Genomic DNA, 19,329 nt, shown 5'->3' on the forward strand with positions numbered 1-19,329 from the left:
TTATTCTCCACTTTCGCTCTCGGCTTTGGTCGCTTGCGTGTAAACCAATAGGCCTTCTGAAAGTTTGAATGCGCCCTCTGTTGCAATAAACTCATTACCGGCAAGGCCGCTTAATATGACCTGACTGTCTTTTATTCTTTGACCAAGTTGCACTTTAATAGGGTGGGCACGCCAATCATTGTTGCTATCACGCTTTAACGCATAAACATAGTTGCCTGTGTGGTCGCGATAAATGGATGTGGTAGGCACAATAACATGCTTGCCCGGCGCGCCGATCACTGTAACGCTAACCATTTGATTGGGGCTTAGCGCATTATTGCTATTATCCAGAAGTGCTCGGTACACAATTTGTCGCGATGTACTGTTAACTGTCGGGGTTCTCGCAATAATTCTGGCAGTCAATGCAGTACTTGATTGGCCTATGGTCGACACGGTTATCATATCGCCAATGCTTGGCTGCAGCGCGGTTTGGGGCAAAGCAAAATCTATCCATATCTTATCGCTAGTGCCTACAATCTCGGTTATTTGCGTGTTAGCATCAAGCATCTGGCCAACCTGATAGTCTTCAAGCCCTACCATTCCGTCAAAAGTCGCTACAAGGGTTTTCTTTTGAATAACAGAAGAAAGATTTTCCACTTCCGCTTCTGCGATAGACTTATCGGCTTGTGCCATATCAACGTCATTTTGACTTGTGCGATTTTGGGCAAGTAGTGTGGCCTGCCGTTTAAACTGCGCTTCTGCTAACGCTAATCTTGCTTTCGCTGCCTTTAAGTTAGCGCGTTCAATCTGGCTATCTTGACGCAGCAGTATTTGTCCTTGTGTTACCTTATCGCCTGGCGCAAAACCAACGTAAATAATAGGGCCTGCATATTCTGTGGTTATCCGCAGCGATTTAGGCGCTTTTGCTTCACCGATGACCTCGTAGCTATTTTCAATTTCCATAATTTTTGCAAAGGCACTTTGTACACTTCCCGATGGTTCGGGGAACGATTCTCCAAAAGCAATGGCTGCCTGAATTTGTTGAAACTTCACAAACCCCAAAGAGGCAATCACAACAAAGATAAGCGCGATACTGATAAGCCAGCGTTTAATATTCATAATAGTGGTCTCAATTAGCGAAAATGTAATTCTGTAAGCAGATTCACGACGCGAGTTACAGCGTCTTGTGTGAGCGGGTGACGCCATGGGTAACTATTTATGAGGCGTATCATACTGCGAATAAGTGGGTCTGAAGGAGAAAGGGGCGCCATAATTGATGCTGTGCCCTCGACAATCTGTCGCGACTGTTGAACGCGTAATACTTGCTCGTAACCAACGTTCATTGCCCACCCACTAACGGTTATTTCTTCTATAAACTCTTCAACATTAACCGCGTCTTTAAACTCGTCAGCCGTAATGCCCTCTGATAAACGCGCTTTAAACGTCTGCTCGCATCGCGCACCTGCATCTATCATTTTTTGAGTCCATTGCGCTGAAGCTTTTTGGATGACCGCATCATTGGTAGCAAAAGACTCGAGTTCATTAGCAAATGGGAAGCACTGCATTTTTTCTGGAGAGAGCAAGCAAATAGCAATGACTTTCTCAGGAGTAGTAAGAGCAAGATCAAAAACGCGTTGAAAGACGGAAGAAATATGAGAAAAAGATTGGTGTGCAAGCGCCATGACAATATCTTCTTTACACTGAAAGTGTTTGTAGACAGAACCCATAGATAATTCTGCTTTTGCGGCAACGTTTGCCATTGTAAAGCTGGTAACAGAGGACGTCAGAATACATTCTATAGCAGCGTTTACTATTTTTACTTGTTGTTCTTCAACGCTAAATTTGGGGGCTGGTGCCATGACTAAATCACTTTTTGAACTAAATAATGATAAGCATAGTCTTGTGACTTATGCCTTGAGATACACTTGAGTACCATTCGAATAATGTTCGAATGAAGTTCAAGTATAGTCCAAAAGTGTGTTTTGTCACCTAGTTTGTGGTGCTAAATGTATCGGTTTAGGTTTGCTTAATGGCTAGATTCAATACTAGAGGGCCATTGACCTTTAAGATCGAGCAGCACTTTGTCGATCATTGATTGGATCTTGTCAGTGTCTTCTTGCATCAGTGCAAATGCTCGTAGGCCGACAAACTGATTTTGTAACCAGTCTGCAGCGAGCTTAACTGGCGTATGTGCAGGCAGTTCCTCTTTATCTATCGCTGAGGCCACTACGTTCTCGAAACAGACCTTTGCATTCTCCATGCCCTCCAGTACGGCCTTTTTGGCCATCTCACCAATTAAGTCGAGTTCAGCGATAGATTTCACTAAAAGACATTGGCGCATATAGCGCTGCTCATTTGGATGAACAAGTGAATCTTCAAAAAAAGAGCGAAGCGCTTGAAGCGGCGAAGATGATTCAGCGACAGCATTAAGCTTTTGCTGGCTTACTTGCGCATACTTATCGACGACCAATTTGAAAAGGCCTTCTTTGCTTTGAAAACGCGCGTATATGCTGCCTGGTCTCATGTCCAAAGCTTGCTGAATATCACGCATTCCGGCTGCTTGGAAACCTCGTTTCCAAAAAAGAGCAGTAGCCTTTTCGATAATATCGTCTTGGTCATATTTCATTGGCGCATACCTTATTCACGAAAGTTTTGAACATGTGTTCAATTATTACTTGAACGATCGTTCAAGTAAACCTATTATTGTCATCAGTACAGTATAGAAGAGTGGTGGTACATACCGGCATCTCGATTTTTTGTTCACATCGATAGGAGAGTGACATGAGCGATTTTACGTTACATAAAAAAGAAACAGCCCCTGAAGCAGCAAAGCCGCTACTTGATAATTCGCAGAAAGCGTTTGGCATGATTCCTAATTTGCATGCGGTAATGGCAGAGGCTCCAACGTTGCTAGAAGGCTATCAAGTACTTCATAAGCTTGCACAAGAAACGTCGTTTAACGCAGAAGAACTAACCGTTGTTTGGCAGGTGGTAAATGTAGAGCATGCTTGTCATTATTGCGTGCCTGCCCATACTGGCATTGCAAAAAGCATGAAGGTGCGCGATGACCTTATTGAAGAGCTTCGCAATGACGAAACCTTGTCTGATACAAAACTTAATACGCTAAAAGAAACTGTTCTTGCTGTAACGCGAGGGAGAGGACATATAGACCAAGCTCAATTGAGCGCATTTTATGATGCGGGCTATTCTCATCAACAGTTGCTAGAAATTATCCTTATTCTTGCACAGAAGGTAATGAGTAATTACACGAATCACCTGGCCGATACGCCAGTGGATGAGCCGTTTAAAAAGTTCGATTGGTCACCGAAGTAAGAAGTTTACTAAGTGAAAACGGAAGCCTAGCTTCCGTTTTTAGTAATTAGCTTTTTACCGCCAGTCTCTTCGATTTGTTTTTGTACCCAGCTTCTCGCCTGTGTTACATCTTCAAAGAATGCCAAGTTGTCACCGGCGTCTTGGTATATGCTGCCTAAATGATTTTTGGCAAAGTTTGGAGAGTCACATTCTCCAACAACCAATGCCGTGGCCACTCGACCGTTTTCGATATCTTGTTTGACTAATTCTACTAGACGATTTTTTGCATCTGGAACATGAATAGGTTCACCGTAAATTACGATAACCACCCCCCAAGGTCCATCCGACAAATCTTGCAGAATAGTTTGTGCAGCCTGCTCGGAGCGTTTCACTGCTTCTAAATTCCAAGGCCCGCGGCCTTCTACCGTCATAATTCTTCCGTCACGGGTTACAGCGACTTCACCGTGAGGTATAAACTGCGTCACACGATAGCTCCTTAGCTTACTGTGTCACCCAAGCTAGCTGTGAGCGTAATTCATTGACTGTATCTACAGTAACAATGTCCTCATAACCTTTTTCTTGAAGCTGTTGCACTAGGTCTTCACAACTTGTGCATGCTGTGTGCTTTGCAATAGCGATTGCTTCAATGAAACAAGAAAGGTGAGAGGAAGATTCGGTATTAATCATAAAGCGCTTCTTTTACTGCTTATTGGGTTTTCACTTTGTCGAATCGAAAAGACAATCTCATTACATGAGTGTTACTTTTTTATGAATAGCGAAAACACAATACAAAATCAACACTTGAAATGTATATACGTTGCATATATGTTTTGTATACCGAATGGATGGTGTATAGCGCGTGGAGTGGTCAGTGCCTGATAAAAATAGCAAAAAGAAGAAAAAGAATAGTCAGATGATTATTCGCATCAATGATCAAGAACGCGCTGAGTTTATTTCGTTATGCGAAGATCTCGATACGTCAGCTGCACGTGAAGTACGCCGCTTTATTCGCGAGTTCATTGCTAAACACAATGAACAAAACACGCTGTAAGTCAGCAAAACACTGAAAATAAGGATAGAACAATGGCTAAAGTTAAAAAGCTTAAGAAAGAGATTAAAGTGACAAAAGCGAAAATTTCAAAGCAAGAAGGGAAGCTTAAGAAATTGAAAAAGAAATTAAAAAAGGCGAAATAGGCAGTCAATTTTTTCGGCTACCCCTTTATTGCCGAAACGACTTGAGCTTATTAGTTTTGAAGAGCGCGATGGGCGCTCTTTTTATTATCAATCTGTCATTTTAGTAAAAGCGCAAGATGATTGTGCCACGTGTGTTGTGTTAGCACGGTTTCTTGTCCTTTTTTTACTGCTTCTAAATAAGTGCTATCTGTTGCCATGGGTAAGGTGTGTTCGAAGCCAAAAACGCCCTTGTTTGCAAATATAGACTCAGCAAATTGCGCGTGATACGACAATACACCCGTGCCAGAGGCTAGCGCATAAAGCACTCTTTCATGCAAACCTCTTTCAAAACCTGGTGATTGATGCACAACAAAATCAGATTGTGCTATTAAAGACAGGAGTTCAGAAAACGACACACTATCTTTGTATTGATGAAAGTCACATACTTCACTGTAGCGTGTAACATCTCTCCCAATTACCGTTAGTCTTCGATTCTGATTTGCACAGTCAATAAGGCAGGCCTCTCGCTGTTTGGCGCGCAGGTATTTATCTACCGTTGCCGAAATCCGCAAAATCATTTCATTTAGCTGCGTTCGGGCTGGACCCTGTGGTGAGGGCATAACACCAATAAATTGAAGAAAGTCAGTGACAGTATGGCTGGCTTCAATGACCTGCCCAAGTTTACCCCATACAGGTGCTAATTCCTTCTTAAACGCCTTTTTGTCTATAAAGGACACTGGGAAAAGAAGAGGTATAGCACAAGTATCAGAAGCAGGCTGACTAGATGGAACTGTAAAATTGGATGGTACTGCATGAGGAAAGTAATATGCCTCGACACCACATGCGCGTAGGAAAGCTTCGTGCTCCTGCGCCACGCACAGCACCTTTACCGGTTGACCAAAAAATCTCAACATTAAATGAATTGGGTTGTCGACACAGAATACGTAGAGGGGCTTTTCTTTTGCGTAGTCTAATGTGTTGTAGTTTTCAGAAACTTCCCCAAGGCCAACACCATTGAAGCTGAAGATCATGTCATAGTCATTCAAAGGTAATATGTGAACTAGACCATCTTTGATTGTCGACTCGCTTTGCACATTGAGAAAATCAACATCATAGCCAAGTAACGTTAAATCGTGGGCGATACCGTCTAAAAAGTAAGAAACGACCTGATATTGATTTTGCCCTGTTAGCACGAGTGCTTTCATAATTGATTGATGCTGCCACTTTTCCAAGTTGATTGATTTTACTGATGTAGTGTTTATTTTAAGCCGATCTCAAAATGCATGAAGATGCTGAAAAATAGACAATAACTCCCACATTTTTACAATATTACCGTGCGGTGTGTTTCAGTGTAAGCAGAAGTTAAGAATTTATTACAACTTTAGTCTTGTATGTGTAATTTGATTTATGATTTACTCACGCTAATGCTAGTGACTCCTCACTTCTAACAATAATAAGTCTGTTCAGACGCGCCTAGCATTTAACAGTACTCCAACGACAGAAAAAAGAAATCAGCTTTGACCACTTTGTAGTGGCTACTTTAACAAGTAGCCGAAAGGGAAAGTTGATCATGTGCAAGCGTGAAAACACACTGCGCTTTGAATAAAATTCACAACATTCAGGAACATCACAATGCAACAGGCAAAATTTAACGCTTCGGTTTTCAAGTTTTCCTTAATTGCTGGTGCAATGGCAGGCATGCCGTTTTCTTCTAGTGCGTTCGCACAGGAGCAAACCTCCATTGATGAACAAGACGTCGAACAAATACAAATTGTCGGTTCACGTCGTGTAGGTCGTACGGTTAACGACTCACCAGTTCCAATTGATATCATCGATTCGTCTTCTATTGAGGCAACAGGTCTCACAGAGACCAACATGATCCTCAATACATTACTGCCAAGTTTTAACTTTCCTCAACCCTCAATTACTGATGGTACCGACCACGTGCGTCCTGCTCAGCTTCGAGGCTTGGCGCCTGATCACACACTCGTGTTGGTGAATGGAAAACGACGCCATACTTCTGCATTGCTAAATCTAAATGGTTCAGTGGGGCGTGGCTCGTCTGCGGTTGATTTAAACGCCATTCCAGCTAACGCGATTAAGCGCATTGAAGTATTGCGTGATGGTGCTGCCGCACAATACGGTTCAGACGCCATTGCAGGTGTTATTAATATCGTATTAAAGGATGCCAGCGAAGGCGGTGACGTATCTGCGACCTACGGCGCGAATGTTACGTCTATGGATGGGGTTGCGAATTTAGAGAGTGTCAGTGTTGACACAGAGGGGAATTTAGCATTTAACACCGGTTCAGACCGTGACCTCACTGATGGCCAAACATTTACATTGCGTGGCAATATGGGGTTTGAATGGGGTGATGACGGCTTTGTTAATATTTCGGCGGAGTACCGCGACCGAGGCCAATCAAACCGCGCAGACTTTGACCCTAGGGAAAATTACGCCCGTGATGAAAACGGCGCGCTGGATGAACGAGAGCTTACAGTAAATCGCTATAACCATGTGTATGGCAATGGTGAAGTTGAAGACTACGCGCTATTTGTTAATGCAGGTAAAGCCGTGTCTAACAATGCTGAATTCTATGCCACAGCGGGGGTGAGTACTCGCGATTCTATCGGTGGCGGCTTTTATCGTCGTGCCCAAGATAGCCGAAATGTACTCGATATCTATCCAAACGGTTTCTTGCCATCCATTCAAACTGATATTACAGACATGTCAGTGCTTGCCGGCATTAAGGGCTATGGCAATGTATGGAATTATGATTTGTCGCTTACTCATGGCGGCAATGAGCTTGAGTACAGTGTGGTCAACAGCTTAAACACCTCATTAGGCCCAAGTAGCCAAACCCGTTTCGACGCAGGGGCTTTAGAATATACCACTACAATTGTTAATGCTGATGCATCTCGCTTGCTTGATACCGGATATTTCTACAGCGAGATGAACTTTGCAATGGGCGCTGAATATCGTCGAGAAAGCTACGACATTACTGCAGGTGAAGAAAACTCTTACATTCGTGGTACGTTTGGCCCAGGCGGGGCGGTAACTGACCCTGTAAATGGCCCATTTGGTGCCGCGGGTTCTCAGGTATTCCCAGGGTTCACGCCAGCGTCTGCGGGCGACAATAGTCGTCATAATTACAGTTTTTACGTAGACCTAGAAGCCGATGTTGTTGAAAATTGGAATGTCGCAATGGCTGGGCGCTACGAAGATTATTCTGACTTTGGTAGTACGTTTAATTGGAAAATGTCTCACCGTGTAACGTTAACCGATGCATTTGCACTGCGCGCATCTGTCTCGACAGGGTTTAGAGCACCATCACTGCAACAGCAATACTTCACTTCTATTGCTACGGTATTTGTTGATGGCGTACCCACTGAAACCGGTACATTTGCACCGTCAAGCGATGTTGCGCAAGCGTTAGGTAGCCCGGGCTTGGATGCGGAAGAATCAGATAACTTCAGTGCCGGTTTTACTTACTCTCCGACACCAGACTTTAACTTAACGGTTGATTTTTATCGTATTGATATTGACGATAGAATTGTACTGTCTAATAACCTATCAGGTGATGCTATTGAAGCATTGTTGGCGGGTACTGGCGCTAACCGTGCGCGTTTCTTCCTAAATGCGATTAATTCACGTACCGAAGGTGTTGATATTGTGTCGACCTATACGTTGAATACATCAAATCTAGGTGCGTTTAATTTTAACGTAGGTATTAACTTCAATGATAATGAAGTAACTGACATTCTTGATGCACCAGAAGTATTGCAAGGTGCAGGTTTCGACCAAAGCAATTTGTTCAATGATGTTGAGCTTCGTCGCTTTGAAACAGCGTCACCGGAGAGTAAGGTAAACCTTGGGGTAACATGGTCATATGACCGTTATAACGCTACCTTGCGCACTACGCGCTATGGTGAGGTTGAAGATCCTAGCTCAATTGAAGCGCGCAACGAGATTATTCCATCAGAATGGATCACTGATCTTGATGTTCGCGTTGCAATCACCGATGGTTTGAGCGTTTCAGTAGGGGCGAATAACCTATTTGATGTATATCCAGAAGCGACAAGAAATCTCGTTGACGATGTGACTACATTCTCAAACATCTTCCCGTATTCAGGTTTTTCACCTTATGGGTTCACAGGTCGTTTTGTTTACACAAAAGTGAACTACGCTTTCTAAACAACACGTGCAGCACGCTAAAGGCCGATACCTTGTATCGGCCTTTTTTCATTGCGGCTTTTACTGGTTAAGGTTAATTAAGCAGCGGTGTGTCGCTAAAAGAGCAACATCATCGTCAGGGATAAAAGCGTCGTAGTCTTGCTGAAGACGAGCTTGTGATTCTTTTCGCATCTTACTTCTACGTATCGCTGTCACAAAGTGGCGAATCTCCTGTTGCGTAGAAAGTTCAAGTTCTGGCACCGTTACAGGCTCGCCAGTGTCGTTTTTAGCCACCATGGTAAAAAAGCTATTATTAGTATGTTTAACTTCATTACTTTTGATGCTCTCAGTGGTTACTTTTATACCTACCACTAACGAGGTGTTACCCACGTAGTGAACGGTTGCGTCTAAGTGCAAAAGGTCGCCGACCTCCACAGGCTGCAAGAATTCGACGCCATCAACGGTAACCGTTACACAATACGCTCCCGCATGTTTGCTAGCACATGCATAGGCGACTTTATCCATTAGCGAAAGAATAACGCCGCCATGTACTTTGCCACCAAAATTAGCGAAAGAGGGGACCATGAGCTCGGTAAGACGAGTTCGTGAAAATGCGACGGTTCTTGCGTTCATTGATCACCTTGAATTTAAATGAATTAGCGTACATATAAGTTCAGTATAGTATTACAGTAAGCACGACATGCGATATGTTTGCAAGTAACGTAAATTGACGACGTTGCATCCTATTTTATGCTGCATTTATCAATAAGGAGTTTTCTTGGCTAATTTTCACTTTTATGAACCGCAGCATGGACATGGCTTAGCCCATGATCCATTTAACGCCATCATTGCGCCGCGTCCAATTGGCTGGATTTCAACACAGTCCAAAGCAGGCGTGCTTAACCTGGCGCCATACAGTTTTTTTAATGCCCTTAATTATACGCCCCCTATTATTGGTTTTTCTTGCGTAGGTGGAAAAAAAGACTCTTTAGTCAATGTGCAAGAAACCAGTGAATTTTGTTGGAACTTGGTGTCAAAGCCGCTGGCACAGGCAATGAATCAAACAAGCAAGCCCGTACCCCCTGAAGAAAGTGAATTTGCAATTTCAGGGCTTAAAACTGTCAACAGTAAAGTCGTATCCGTACCCCGCGTAAAAGAGAGCCTTGTGAGCATGGAATGTAAGTTGACTGACATTGTTCAACTAAAAGATGCACAAGGAGATGCCGTAAATAGCTGGTTTATTATGGGGGAAGTGGTGGGCGTGCATATTGATAAATCGCTGATTGAAAACGGCGTGTATAAAACGCTAAAAGGCGAGCCTGTTATGCGCGGTGGTGGTGCAGGTGACTACTATAGCATCAGTGAAGCAGATTACTTTGAAATGCTGAGGCCACAATAATAGCGTTACAATAGGCAAAGACGCCTAATTTTCGGCAGTGCTCGTGAGGTCTTCTTGTAAGGCCTCAATCTGTTCTAGTACTGATAAAAAGCGTTCACCAAAAGGCGTAACTTCATATTCCACTCTAGGCGGTAATTCGTGGTAGACCTGTTTTTTAAGTATGCCAAAATCCACATTGCGCTTTAGACACTGATTGAGCACTTTTGTACTTAACCCTTCAACCGAGCGTACCATTTCCCCAGGCCGATTGACGCCATTAGCCAACAATTGATACACCGTAAGCGACCATTTGCAGCCGTAAATGGTTTCGACCATGCGCGCGCTGTCTTGAGGCGGCAACTTTCTTTCAATTTGTTTTTCTTTAGTATTCATAAAGATGTACCAAAAAGTACCTACCGTACCAAATTATACTTACTATTCATTGGCTTATCTGAAGCGTAAGGTTACCACGAATTTTCAATTTGAAGGAAAGTTATTATGACGTTTTCATTTAGTGGTAAAGCTTTAATTGTAGGTGGTTCAAGTGGTATCGGTTTAGCAACAGCTGTCAGTTTAGTGAGTAGCGGCGTAAGTGTGACCATAGTAGGTAAAAATACCGAAAAGCTTGAGCGTGCTGTCGCAACGCTTAAAGACGCAGTTCAAGATAGTCGAGTGGTTGTAGATTCATTGAGCGCTGATTTATATAAAGATAGCGATGTGGAAGCGTTAGTTACACACGTAAAAGCGCAAGCTACACCGTATCAGTATTTGGTTAATGCAGCTGGCTATTTTAATCCGACAGCCTTTACGCAACATACCCCAAGTGACTATGATCAATACCATACACTTAATAAGAGCGTGTTTTTCATTACGCAAGCGGTAGCTATTGCTATGCAAAATGCGGGTGGCGGTAATATCGTTAATGTCGGCTCTATGTGGGCAAAACAAGCGGTTAAAGCTACGCCATCGTCTGCGTACTCAATGGCAAAAGCAGGTTTACATGCGATGACGCAACACCTTGCTATGGAGCTTGCTGACGATAATATTCGAGTTAACGCTGTTTCGCCAGCGGTGGTAAAAACACCCATTTACAATGCCTTTATTCCAGCAAATGAAACAGATGAAGTACTTGCTTCTTTTGATGCTTTTCATCCAATTGGACGTATAGGTACACCAGACGATGTCGCCAGCAGTATTGCTTTTCTACTGTCTGACCAAGCAAGTTGGACAACTGGTGCCATTATCGATGTAGATGGCGGCGTGATGGCCGGTAGAAATTAAGCGAAGTAATATAAACAAGAAGGTAGCTTATGCTAAACATGAATTTTGACATACGACTCGCTATTGAAACGCAAAGTGAGCCATGGCAGGCGTCGCCGTCAAGCACGGTTTGGCGTAAGCCCCTTGAGCGTGAAGCGAAAGAGTCAGGCCATACAACCAGCGTAGTGAAGTACGAAGCAGGAGCCAGTTTTAAACAACACAGCCATCCGTTAGGGGAAGAAATCTTTGTACTTGAAGGCGTGTTTTCTGACGAACATGGCGACTATCCCGCAGGGACTTATATTCGCAACCCGCCTGGGAGCAAGCACAGCCCTTTTAGTAAAGAAGGGTGCGTAATTTTGGTGAAGCTAAACCAGTTTGATAAGCGCGACCTTGAAGAGGTGAGAGTCAATACGAACACGACACCATGGCTTCAGGGGCAGGGTGGTTTACAGGTGATGCCTTTGCATCAGTTTGAGCATGAAAGTGTAGCGTTGGTAAAATGGCCAGCGAATGAAGTGTTTAAACCTCACCGACATTTTGGTGGCGAAGAAATCTTTGTGCTGTCTGGCACGTTTAAAGATGAACATGGTAGCTATCCTCAAGGTACTTGGCTTCGAAGCCCTCATATGAGTCAACACCACCCCTTCGTTGAGGAAGAAACAGTGATTTGGGTTAAGACTGGACACTTGCCAGTCGCGTTGTGAAATTCCGCCTTGTCTATTACGGCAAGTACCTAAAACAAAAAAAGGAGGCCTTCGCCTCCTTTTCTAGTCGTTAACTAGAGCGTGTTAGTCCCACACTCCATCTTCAGACTTGCCCTGTATTTCACAGTCACCCGCTTTGTATTCCACTTTCTCGCCACTGTCTTTTTTCTTGAAGTAGTCTTTACTGATAGAAACAATAGTCGGCGTCATCCACACGATAGCGATAATGTTAATCACCGTCATTAAGCCTAGCGCCATATCTGCCATTGCCCACACTTGTGGCAGTGCTGCCTGCGCACCCCAATAAATCATTCCTAAATAACCAATGGTATAAGCAGCGCGCCCAGCGCGGTTATCTAGCTTAAACATGTGCAGATTACTTTCGCCATAGGCGTAGTTTGCTACCACAGAAGTAAAGGCAAATAAGCTAATGGCAGCGGCAACAAAGTCTGTTCCCCCTTCACCCAAATGACTGCTCATGGCGTCTTGCGTTAGGCGAATACCTTCCATTTGCTCTGAGCTTGAGCCGCCAGCAAGTAAAATAATAAATGCGGTGGCGGTACACAGCACCATGGTGTCCAAAAATACGCCTAGCATTTGAATGTAACCCTGAGAAACAGGGTGGTTAGGGTTAGGCACTGCACTGGCTGCAGCATGAGGTACAGAGCCGCTTCCGGCTTCGTTAGAGTACAAACCGCGCTGAATACCATTTTTAATCGCCGCGCCAAGTGCACCAGCGCCGGCTTCTTGTAAACCAAATGCTGATTTAACGATATCGAGAAGCATAGCAGGCAGTTCTGAAATATTGATAAAGGTAATAGCAAGTGCCACTAATACGTAACCTATACCCATGAAAGGCACAACATACTCTGCAAAGCGCGCGATACCGCGTAAACCACCGACAACGATAAGTGCTGCTAAGGCAATAATAGCAACACCTACGTATTCACTTGGAAATGCATAAGCGTTGTTAAGTGCATCTGTAATGGTATTGGCCTGTACGGCGCTAAATACAAACCCATAGCCGAAGAAAAGACACAAAGAAAATGCAACAGCAAGCCAGGTTTTATTTAAGCCCTGCTTGATATAATAGGCGGGGCCGCCACGAAACTCGCCGTTTTCATCGCGTACTTTGTAAAGTTGGCCTAGCACACTTTCGGCAAAGCCCGTTGCCATACCTAAAAGTGCGATCATCCACATCCAGAATATGGCGCCAGAGCCACCTAAAGATATGGCAACAGCGACACCCGCTAAGTTACCGGTTCCGACGCGAGCGGATAAACTTGTACAGAGTGCCTGAAACGAGCTTATGCCGTCTTTCGTTGCTGTATTACTGCCTTTTAGCAGGGAAAACATATGGCCAAAGTGTCGCAGTTGCACGCCGCCAAGCTTTACCGTAAACCAAATACCACATGCCAGAAGCATGATAATAAGTACTTGGCCATCTCCCCACAACACGTTGTTTACAATAGAAACGAGTTCGTTGATCACGCACTTTCCTTCGTTATTGTTATTAGGACTCAGATACTATTCAATGGCGTTTTCGTTACACTATTCCTTTACGAAGCGTGTATTTAGAAAGTGTTTACCAGAGACTTAGTATGGAAAAGAGAAGGTCCATTAGTCATAAAAACTCAATACTAGCATGACAAAATGCAAAATGGGGGAAGAAAAAAACGAGTGGCTATTAAGTTTTGAACTTGTTTATAGCAAAAAATAAAAAACCGCTCAAAAGAGCGGCTTTTCAAGAATATGGCTGGGGTAACAGGACTCGAACCTATGAATGGCGGGATCAAAACCCGCTGCCTTACCAACTTGGCTATACCCCAATTGGTGCGGAAGGAGAGACTTGAACTCTCACGCCGTGAAGCACTGGAACCTAAATCCAGCGTGTCTACCAATTCCACCACTTCCGCGCAGCTAAACTTTCCTAAGAAATAATAGAGAAGTGGTGGCTACGGCGAGATTCGAACTTGCGACCCCATCATTATGAGTGATGTGCTCTAACCAACTGAGCTACGTAGCCTAAAACTTTTATTTTCAATAAAAAGCCGCTCACAGAGCGGCTTCTCAAGAATTTGGCTGGGGTAACAGGACTCGAACCTATGAATGGCGGGATCAAAACCCGCTGCCTTACCAACTTGGCTATACCCCAATTGGTGCGGAAGGAGAGACTTGAACTCTCACGCCGTGAAGCACTGGAACCTAAATCCAGCGTGTCTACCAATTCCACCACTTCCGCGTAGACGTTAGCTGTAATATTCTTTTAAAAAAGAATGGCTGGGGTAACAGGACTCGAACCTATGAATGGCGGGATCAAAACCCGCTGCCTTACCAACTTGGCTATACCCCAATTGGTGCGGAAGGAGAGACTTGAACTCTCACGCCGTGAAGCACTGGAACCTAAATCCAGCGTGTCTACCAATTCCACCACTTCCGCGCAGCTAAACTTTCCTAAGAAATAATAGAGAAGTGGTGGCTACGGCGAGATTCGAACTTGCGACCCCATCATTATGAGTGATGTGCTCTAACCAACTGAGCTACGTAGCCTCTTTACTTCTCTTCCCTCTCAGGAAGTGGCGCGTATTATGCGTATATGACTGGCAACCGTCAACCCCTTTTTTACTAACTTTTTCTAAATGCTTATTAAGTGTTCGCTGGGGTATGAATATCACTCAAAAAGTGGCGAATTTGAACAACTTGAGAGATTCTTACCGCAAAATAATGCAGTTCGTGAATTGCCAAAAGCGCAGTGGCTGGCATAACCTACAAAGCTTGTCGGCTGACTTTTATACAATATATGAGTGCTAAACCACTAGGTTAAAATGCGGCCTCGTATTATTGAAGCCGTATTGCAATTCTATGCTCATCAAAATAATTACGTTTATGGTGTCGTTGTCGCTTTGGTTTGGTGATAGCACACGTCAATTGGGCGAGGGCCGTAACTGTTATCGTGAAAAAACGGGTTGTCGAGCGTTCTGCCTATGTGGGTGCGCTGTTTAAATTCTTCATTGTTTGTGGTCTGTATAAAGTACGGGGAATCCTGAAGTCCATGTACTTTTGCGCTAAGGATAGTGCTGTTTTCCACCAATGTATCGAGTACGCCGCCATTTGCAAGGTTTCCTCTCGGCAGTTTTTGCAATACATCCATGCCTTTAACAACGCGGCCTACCACAGACATGTTTCGGTCTAAATGTCGCGGCGCTTGACCAATCACAATATAAAACTCAGTACTCGCGGTATTTTTTTCGCTGTTACGCGCAAATGCAACGACTCCAGGACAGTGCAGCCCCCACATTTGCTGCTTATTTTTGTCGATGCCCACAGCAAACCCGTCCAAAAAACCGGTCTCAGGGGCAAACATATCTTTGTTTTCAATCGATACTACATTCCCAGAAAGGGGTTGCGTAAATTCGGCGTCAATATTGGACAAAAGTGCAGGGTCGAATTTAGTCGCATCATGACTGTCATTACTTCCTGCTTGTGCGACAAAGCCATCAACAACGCGGTAAAAATGTTGATTATCGTAAAACTTAGCGTTAATCAGCGCTTTAAATCGAGCGACATGTTTAGGTGCAAGGGCAGGGTGTAGCGCGATAACCACATCACCTAATGGTGTAGTAAACGTGACGGTTTGTTGTTGAGCGACTTCAAACCACTTACCGGTGTTGCTGTTCACAGTGGATTGGCTTGTTTTTGCCAACTTCTCGCTAGGTTCAGAAGCAAGCGCGGGTAGCGTTGCTAATGACATGCCCAACGACATCATAATAAGTGTTTTTAGCGTAAAACGCTTAATGGTGACTGCTTTTTTGTCAGATACGGTGTTTCTACTCATTTCGCTTCCGTTGATGAGACGTGAAAACACTTTTATATCAGGGTGTTTAGGTTTGCTCAAACTTAAAACAAAAAAGCCACCTTAACAGGTGGCTTTAAAAATACTGCTTTATTGATGTTCACACATCAAGGTAACGCTTTTATACATTAAAGCGGAAGTGGATAACATCGCCGTCTTTTACAATGTAGTCTTTACCTTCTAAACGCCATTTACCCGCGTCTTTGGCTCCTTGCTCACCGTTAAATTCTACGAAGTGGTCGTAGCTTACGATTTCCGCACGAATAAAGCCTTTTTCGAAATCGGTGTGAATTTTACCTGCTGCCTGTGGTGCAGTTGAGCCTTCAGGGAAGGTCCATGCGCGCACTTCTTTTACACCAGCAGTAAAGTAGGTTTGCAGCGTAAGTAGGCTGTAGCCTGCGCGAATAACGCGGTTAAGGCCTGGCTCTTCTAAACCCATGTCTTGCATGAATTCTTCACGCTCGTCATCTTCAAGTTCAGCAATGTCTGCTTCAATAGCAGCACACACTGCCACTACAGTCGCATTTTCACCTGCTGCAATTTCGCGAACTTGATCAAGATATGGGTTGTTTTCAAAACCGTCTTCGTTAACGTTCGCTACATACATGGTAGGCTTAAGCGTAAGCATGTTCATGTAGCTAATAGCTGCCAGTTCTTCTTTTGAAAGCTCAAGTGAACGAAGCAATAAGCCTTCGTCAAGATGCGGCTTAATCTTCTCAAGTACTTTCATTTCGTACTTGGCGTCTGCGTCACCACCTTTAGCACGTTTTGCTACACGGTGAAGCGCTTTTTCAGTTGTTTCAAGGTCAGCAAGTGCTAACTCGGTATTGATAACGTCAATGTCGTCCTTCGGACTAACGCGACCAGCAACGTGCACGATGTTTTCATCGTCAAAGCAGCGAACTACATGGCCAATGGCGTCAGTTTCACGAATGTTAGCCAAGAACTTGTTACCAAGACCTTCACCTTTAGACGCGCCTTCAACTAACCCAGCAATGTCTACGAATTCCATCGTGGTAGGAATAACGCGCTGAGGATTTACAATTTCAGCTAGCTTGTCCAAACGAAGGTCTGGTACAGGTACTACACCAGTGTTCGGTTCGATGGTACAGAAGGGAAAGTTAGCCGCTTCAATACCCGCTTTAGTTAATGCATTGAAAAGTGTTGATTTACCTACGTTCGGTAGGCCAACAATACCGCATTTAAAACCCATGGTATGGATCCTTGTCTGGAAAAGTAATCACTGTTAATCGGTTACGCTTTATGCGAGTGTAACCTGTTCTGCGCTTGCTTTAGGTCTTCTTTAAGCAGAATTTCGGTGCAGCGAACCGCTTCATCAATGGCGCTGTCAATGGCTGCTTTCTCATCTGCTGGCGGCTTACCTAGCACGTGGCCTGTAACTCGGCTTTTATGTCCTGGGTGACCAATACCAATACGCAAGCGCAAAAAATTCTTGTTGTTACCCATTTTAGCCACAATGTCACGCACGCCATTTTGACTAGAGCTACCACCTACTTTGTACTTTGCTACACCGGGTGGTAAATCGAGTTCGTCAAACGCTACTAGTATTTGTTCTGGTTCTATTCGGTAAAAGTTTGCAAGTGCTGCAACCGCCTGTCCACTTTTATTCATAAAGGTAGTGGGGTAGAGCAAACGAATATCTTTGCCAGCAATCGTAATACGAGCTGTTTTACCGAAGAATTTTGTTTCTGGTTTTAGCGAGGCGTTATAGGTGTCGGCAAGTTGGTTTAGAAACCATTCACCGGCATTGTGTCGGGTATTGTCGTATTCGGGGCCTGGATTACCCAGACCCACGATAAGGCGAATATCAGCCAAGAGGATTATTCCTCAGTAGCTTCTTCTTCGCTGTCTTCAGCTGCTGCGCCTTTAGCAGGCTTAACAGTTACAACCGCTAGGTCGTGAGCTTCGTCGTTCTTAGCAAGTTCAACAGAAGATACGCCAGCTGGAAGTGTAAGGTCAGACAAGTGTAGTGTTTGACCCATTTCAACGCCTGCCATGTCTACTTCGATGAACTCTGGTAGATCTTTAGGCTGACAAGTCACTTCGATTTCTGTTAGGTGATGCTCAGCAACACCGCCAGCTTTAACCGCTGCAGATTTTTCTTCGTTGATGAAGTGAACTGGAACGTTAGTGTGTACAGCTTGACCAGCGATTACACGTTGGAAATCGATGTGAGTGATCTTAGGCTTGTACGGGTGGCGTTGCATATCTTTAACAAGAACTTCAGTTGCTTTACCGTCTACATTCAAAGTAAGAACGTGTGAGTAAAACGCTTCAAATTCAGAAGCTTGAAATACTTTGTTGTGTGCAAGCGTGATAGAAACTGGCGCTTCTTCACCACCGTAAATGATACCTGGAAGCTTATCTTCGCGACGTAGGCGGCGGCTCGCACCTTTCCCTAGGTCTGTACGAACAGATGCGTCTAGGTTAAAAATTGCTTCAGACATTGTCTGTCTCCAATTATAAAGTCTAATGGTGTAGGTTTTTGCGACCAAAACCTACTGTTAAATTGTGTTTATCCGTACTCAAAAAGCACGTCATTACACCCCCTCGAATTTCAAGGGCGGCGAATTCTAACACCACAACTACAAACATACAATTGCTAGCAAACAAAAAGCGCCTACTAAGGCGCTTGTCATCGCACTATTCATGCGGATGCAACATTATATAATGTGTTTATTGTGTTTGAATGTTATCAATTACCTTACTGGTATCAAGTACCTTGATAGTGTTTACTTGCAATACGGTACCGAATTGAGTGAATGTCATTACATCGGGCTTAGTAACACCATTAACTTCGACAATTAACCCATTCTTTTGATAGGTTTCGTCTAGCCCATGTAGGGTATAGCGGTCGCCGTTTTCGGCAATAAAGGCATAAAAACCGCCTTCCAGCTCTTTATATATAATAGAGCCTGTGAGTGTGACAGATTGCGTTTTTGACGATTCTATTGCCGCACTTTGCTTGACGAGTTCTGCTTCTAGCGCTTTAGGTTTGGCGCTTTCGGCATTACTCTGCATCTCTTTTTTATCAGCCACAGTAGCGTCTCCATTCTCTTCTTTATTATTGCAACCAGACAGTAGCAGAGTTGATGTCGCTACAGTAATTAGACATAGCGAGGATATTTTCATTTCTCTTCCTTTTGTAAATAGAATTACGGCTGTACACATTAACAACCGAGCTGGTAGGTGTTTACCTACTATTTGGCTATAGTGTTAGCAGAAAGTGAAGGTGGAGGCAAAATATGTTTAGCGCGATAAGCATTGAGTAAAACGCCATTCCTTCTTTTTCAGCTTGAGTAATTTCTACATTTATTAACACCATATTATACACTTGTGACCTTAACCATTTCTTAACAGCCGGTTAAAATCACTTCAAATCACACCTGTATTATCTTGTCACTAACCTCTATTTGCCTGATGCAGGTCACAAAATAAAGTCTGTATTATTGTGTCTTTTGTAACGTTGAAGT

Annotated in this window: 20 protein-coding genes and 8 tRNA genes; 6 read left to right on the plus strand and 22 right to left on the minus strand. The window is 43.9% G+C overall.

Annotated elements, in window-relative coordinates; translation table 11 throughout:
* From JN178_RS07290 to JN178_RS07300, 3 genes are all read right to left on the minus strand, one after another.
* Entirely contained in the window at positions 1-1,098 is a 1,098-nt protein-coding gene (locus JN178_RS07290) for an efflux RND transporter periplasmic adaptor subunit (RefSeq protein ID WP_202264869.1), read from the minus strand.
* 14 nt (positions 1,099-1,112) lie between these two features.
* Positions 1,113-1,838 carry a TetR/AcrR family transcriptional regulator gene (locus tag JN178_RS07295; protein WP_202264871.1) on the minus strand — a complete coding sequence of 242 codons (726 nt, stop codon included), beginning with the start codon at positions 1,836-1,838 and terminating at the stop codon, positions 1,113-1,115.
* Positions 1,839-2,005: 167 nt separating this feature from the next.
* Entirely contained in the window at positions 2,006-2,605 is a 600-nt protein-coding gene (locus tag JN178_RS07300) for a TetR/AcrR family transcriptional regulator (RefSeq protein WP_202264873.1), read from the minus strand.
* 155 nt (positions 2,606-2,760) lie between these two features.
* Between JN178_RS07300 and JN178_RS07305 the strand changes: the two genes are divergently transcribed.
* Positions 2,761-3,312, plus strand: coding sequence for a carboxymuconolactone decarboxylase family protein (locus tag JN178_RS07305; RefSeq protein WP_202264875.1), 552 nt, complete (start codon positions 2,761-2,763; stop codon positions 3,310-3,312).
* A gap of 26 nt (positions 3,313-3,338) precedes the next feature.
* On the opposite strand, the gene JN178_RS07310 is transcribed toward JN178_RS07305, so the two are convergent.
* Together JN178_RS07310 and JN178_RS07315 are read right to left on the minus strand one after the other, a co-directional pair.
* Entirely contained in the window at positions 3,339-3,776 is a 438-nt protein-coding gene (locus tag JN178_RS07310; protein WP_202264878.1) for a hypothetical protein, read from the minus strand.
* A gap of 16 nt (positions 3,777-3,792) precedes the next feature.
* Positions 3,793-3,978 carry a hypothetical protein gene (locus JN178_RS07315; protein ID WP_202264880.1) on the minus strand — a complete coding sequence of 62 codons (186 nt, stop codon included), beginning with the start codon at positions 3,976-3,978 and terminating at the stop codon, positions 3,793-3,795.
* 184 nt (positions 3,979-4,162) lie between these two features.
* On the opposite strand from JN178_RS07315, the gene JN178_RS07320 reads away from it, so the two are divergent.
* A complete protein-coding gene (locus JN178_RS07320) occupies positions 4,163-4,342 on the plus strand; it encodes a hypothetical protein (RefSeq protein WP_202264882.1) in 180 nt (59 codons plus the stop codon).
* Positions 4,343-4,580: 238 nt separating this feature from the next.
* Here the strand turns inward: JN178_RS07320 and JN178_RS07325 are convergent, their stop codons facing one another.
* Positions 4,581-5,669 (minus strand): hypothetical protein, encoded by a 1,089-nt coding sequence (locus JN178_RS07325; RefSeq protein ID WP_202264884.1) that lies wholly within the window; start codon positions 5,667-5,669, stop codon positions 4,581-4,583.
* 427 nt (positions 5,670-6,096) lie between these two features.
* On the opposite strand from JN178_RS07325, the gene JN178_RS07330 reads away from it, so the two are divergent.
* Entirely contained in the window at positions 6,097-8,658 is a 2,562-nt protein-coding gene (locus tag JN178_RS07330) for a TonB-dependent receptor plug domain-containing protein (RefSeq protein ID WP_202264886.1), read from the plus strand.
* Between the two features lie 60 nt (positions 8,659-8,718).
* Here JN178_RS07330 and JN178_RS07335 read toward each other — a convergent pair whose 3' ends face one another.
* Entirely contained in the window at positions 8,719-9,270 is a 552-nt protein-coding gene (locus JN178_RS07335; RefSeq protein WP_202264888.1) for an acyl-CoA thioesterase, read from the minus strand.
* A gap of 145 nt (positions 9,271-9,415) precedes the next feature.
* Between JN178_RS07335 and JN178_RS07340 the strand changes: the two genes are divergently transcribed.
* On the plus strand, positions 9,416-10,036 hold the full coding sequence (locus JN178_RS07340) for a flavin reductase family protein (protein WP_202264890.1): 621 nt from the start codon (positions 9,416-9,418) through the stop codon (positions 10,034-10,036).
* Positions 10,037-10,060: 24 nt separating this feature from the next.
* Here JN178_RS07340 and JN178_RS07345 read toward each other — a convergent pair whose 3' ends face one another.
* On the minus strand, positions 10,061-10,408 hold the full coding sequence (locus JN178_RS07345; protein WP_202264892.1) for a winged helix-turn-helix transcriptional regulator: 348 nt from the start codon (positions 10,406-10,408) through the stop codon (positions 10,061-10,063).
* A gap of 105 nt (positions 10,409-10,513) precedes the next feature.
* Here JN178_RS07345 and JN178_RS07350 point away from each other — a divergent pair, with 105 nt between their 5' ends.
* The gene (locus JN178_RS07350; protein WP_202264894.1) at positions 10,514-11,296 is read left to right on the plus strand and encodes an SDR family NAD(P)-dependent oxidoreductase; all 783 of its coding nucleotides are present in this window, start codon (positions 10,514-10,516) and stop codon (positions 11,294-11,296) included.
* Positions 11,297-11,325: 29 nt separating this feature from the next.
* Positions 11,326-11,982, plus strand: coding sequence for a cupin domain-containing protein (locus JN178_RS07355; RefSeq protein WP_202264896.1), 657 nt, complete (start codon positions 11,326-11,328; stop codon positions 11,980-11,982).
* 84 nt (positions 11,983-12,066) lie between these two features.
* Here JN178_RS07355 and JN178_RS07360 read toward each other — a convergent pair whose 3' ends face one another.
* From JN178_RS07360 to JN178_RS07425, 14 genes are all read right to left on the minus strand, one after another.
* Positions 12,067-13,473 (minus strand): alanine/glycine:cation symporter family protein, encoded by a 1,407-nt coding sequence (locus tag JN178_RS07360; protein ID WP_202264898.1) that lies wholly within the window; start codon positions 13,471-13,473, stop codon positions 12,067-12,069.
* A gap of 262 nt (positions 13,474-13,735) precedes the next feature.
* A tRNA-Gln gene (locus tag JN178_RS07365) sits at positions 13,736-13,811 on the minus strand.
* A 2-nt stretch (positions 13,812-13,813) separates the two neighbouring features.
* A tRNA-Leu gene (locus tag JN178_RS07370) sits at positions 13,814-13,898 on the minus strand.
* Positions 13,899-13,931: 33 nt separating this feature from the next.
* Positions 13,932-14,008 (minus strand) — tRNA-Met (locus JN178_RS07375).
* Between the two features lie 53 nt (positions 14,009-14,061).
* A tRNA-Gln gene (locus tag JN178_RS07380) sits at positions 14,062-14,137 on the minus strand.
* Between the two features lie 2 nt (positions 14,138-14,139).
* Positions 14,140-14,224, minus strand: a tRNA-Leu gene (locus tag JN178_RS07385).
* A 35-nt stretch (positions 14,225-14,259) separates the two neighbouring features.
* Positions 14,260-14,335, minus strand: a tRNA-Gln gene (locus JN178_RS07390).
* A gap of 2 nt (positions 14,336-14,337) precedes the next feature.
* A tRNA-Leu gene (locus JN178_RS07395) sits at positions 14,338-14,422 on the minus strand.
* Positions 14,423-14,455: 33 nt separating this feature from the next.
* Positions 14,456-14,532, minus strand: a tRNA-Met gene (locus JN178_RS07400).
* 334 nt (positions 14,533-14,866) lie between these two features.
* A complete protein-coding gene (locus JN178_RS07405; protein ID WP_232369717.1) occupies positions 14,867-15,817 on the minus strand; it encodes a peptidylprolyl isomerase in 951 nt (316 codons plus the stop codon).
* A gap of 139 nt (positions 15,818-15,956) precedes the next feature.
* Positions 15,957-17,048, minus strand: coding sequence for a redox-regulated ATPase YchF (gene ychF, locus JN178_RS07410; RefSeq protein WP_202264900.1), 1,092 nt, complete (start codon positions 17,046-17,048; stop codon positions 15,957-15,959).
* 41 nt (positions 17,049-17,089) lie between these two features.
* Entirely contained in the window at positions 17,090-17,671 is a 582-nt protein-coding gene (gene pth / locus JN178_RS07415; protein ID WP_202264902.1) for an aminoacyl-tRNA hydrolase, read from the minus strand.
* A 5-nt stretch (positions 17,672-17,676) separates the two neighbouring features.
* Complete coding sequence (locus tag JN178_RS07420; RefSeq protein ID WP_202264904.1) at positions 17,677-18,303, minus strand: 50S ribosomal protein L25/general stress protein Ctc; 627 nt, start codon at positions 18,301-18,303, stop codon at positions 17,677-17,679.
* Positions 18,304-18,532: 229 nt separating this feature from the next.
* Positions 18,533-18,988, minus strand: a complete 456-nt coding sequence (locus tag JN178_RS07425; RefSeq protein ID WP_202264905.1) for a ribose-phosphate pyrophosphokinase — start codon at positions 18,986-18,988, stop codon at positions 18,533-18,535.
* Between the last annotated feature and the right edge of the window lie 341 nt (positions 18,989-19,329).

It is taken from the genome of Alteromonas sp. KC3 (assembly GCF_016756315.1).
GTDB lineage: Bacteria > Pseudomonadota > Gammaproteobacteria > Enterobacterales > Alteromonadaceae > Alteromonas.

Bases quoted from the DNA above. Each gene is read 5' to 3' on its own strand.
- JN178_RS07290 (WP_202264869.1), bottom strand. From the start codon at position 1,098: ATGAATATTAAACGCTGGCTTATCAGTATCGCGCTTATCTTTGTTGTG.
- JN178_RS07295 (WP_202264871.1), bottom strand. From the start codon at position 1,838: ATGGCACCAGCCCCCAAATTTAGCGTTGAAGAACAACAAGTAAAAATA.
- JN178_RS07300 (WP_202264873.1), bottom strand. From the start codon at position 2,605: ATGAAATATGACCAAGACGATATTATCGAAAAGGCTACTGCTCTTTTT.
- JN178_RS07305 (WP_202264875.1), top strand. From the start codon at position 2,761: ATGAGCGATTTTACGTTACATAAAAAAGAAACAGCCCCTGAAGCAGCA.
- JN178_RS07315 (WP_202264880.1), bottom strand. From the start codon at position 3,978: ATGATTAATACCGAATCTTCCTCTCACCTTTCTTGTTTCATTGAAGCA.
- JN178_RS07325 (WP_202264884.1), bottom strand. From the start codon at position 5,669: ATGAAAGCACTCGTGCTAACAGGGCAAAATCAATATCAGGTCGTTTCT.
- JN178_RS07330 (WP_202264886.1), top strand. From the start codon at position 6,097: ATGCAACAGGCAAAATTTAACGCTTCGGTTTTCAAGTTTTCCTTAATT.
- JN178_RS07335 (WP_202264888.1), bottom strand. From the start codon at position 9,270: ATGAACGCAAGAACCGTCGCATTTTCACGAACTCGTCTTACCGAGCTC.
- JN178_RS07345 (WP_202264892.1), bottom strand. From the start codon at position 10,408: ATGAATACTAAAGAAAAACAAATTGAAAGAAAGTTGCCGCCTCAAGAC.
- JN178_RS07350 (WP_202264894.1), top strand. From the start codon at position 10,514: ATGACGTTTTCATTTAGTGGTAAAGCTTTAATTGTAGGTGGTTCAAGT.
- JN178_RS07355 (WP_202264896.1), top strand. From the start codon at position 11,326: ATGCTAAACATGAATTTTGACATACGACTCGCTATTGAAACGCAAAGT.
- JN178_RS07405 (WP_232369717.1), bottom strand. From the start codon at position 15,817: ATGAGTAGAAACACCGTATCTGACAAAAAAGCAGTCACCATTAAGCGT.
- ychF (WP_202264900.1), bottom strand. From the start codon at position 17,048: ATGGGTTTTAAATGCGGTATTGTTGGCCTACCGAACGTAGGTAAATCA.
- JN178_RS07420 (WP_202264904.1), bottom strand. From the start codon at position 18,303: ATGTCTGAAGCAATTTTTAACCTAGACGCATCTGTTCGTACAGACCTA.
- JN178_RS07425 (WP_202264905.1), bottom strand. From the start codon at position 18,988: ATGAAAATATCCTCGCTATGTCTAATTACTGTAGCGACATCAACTCTG.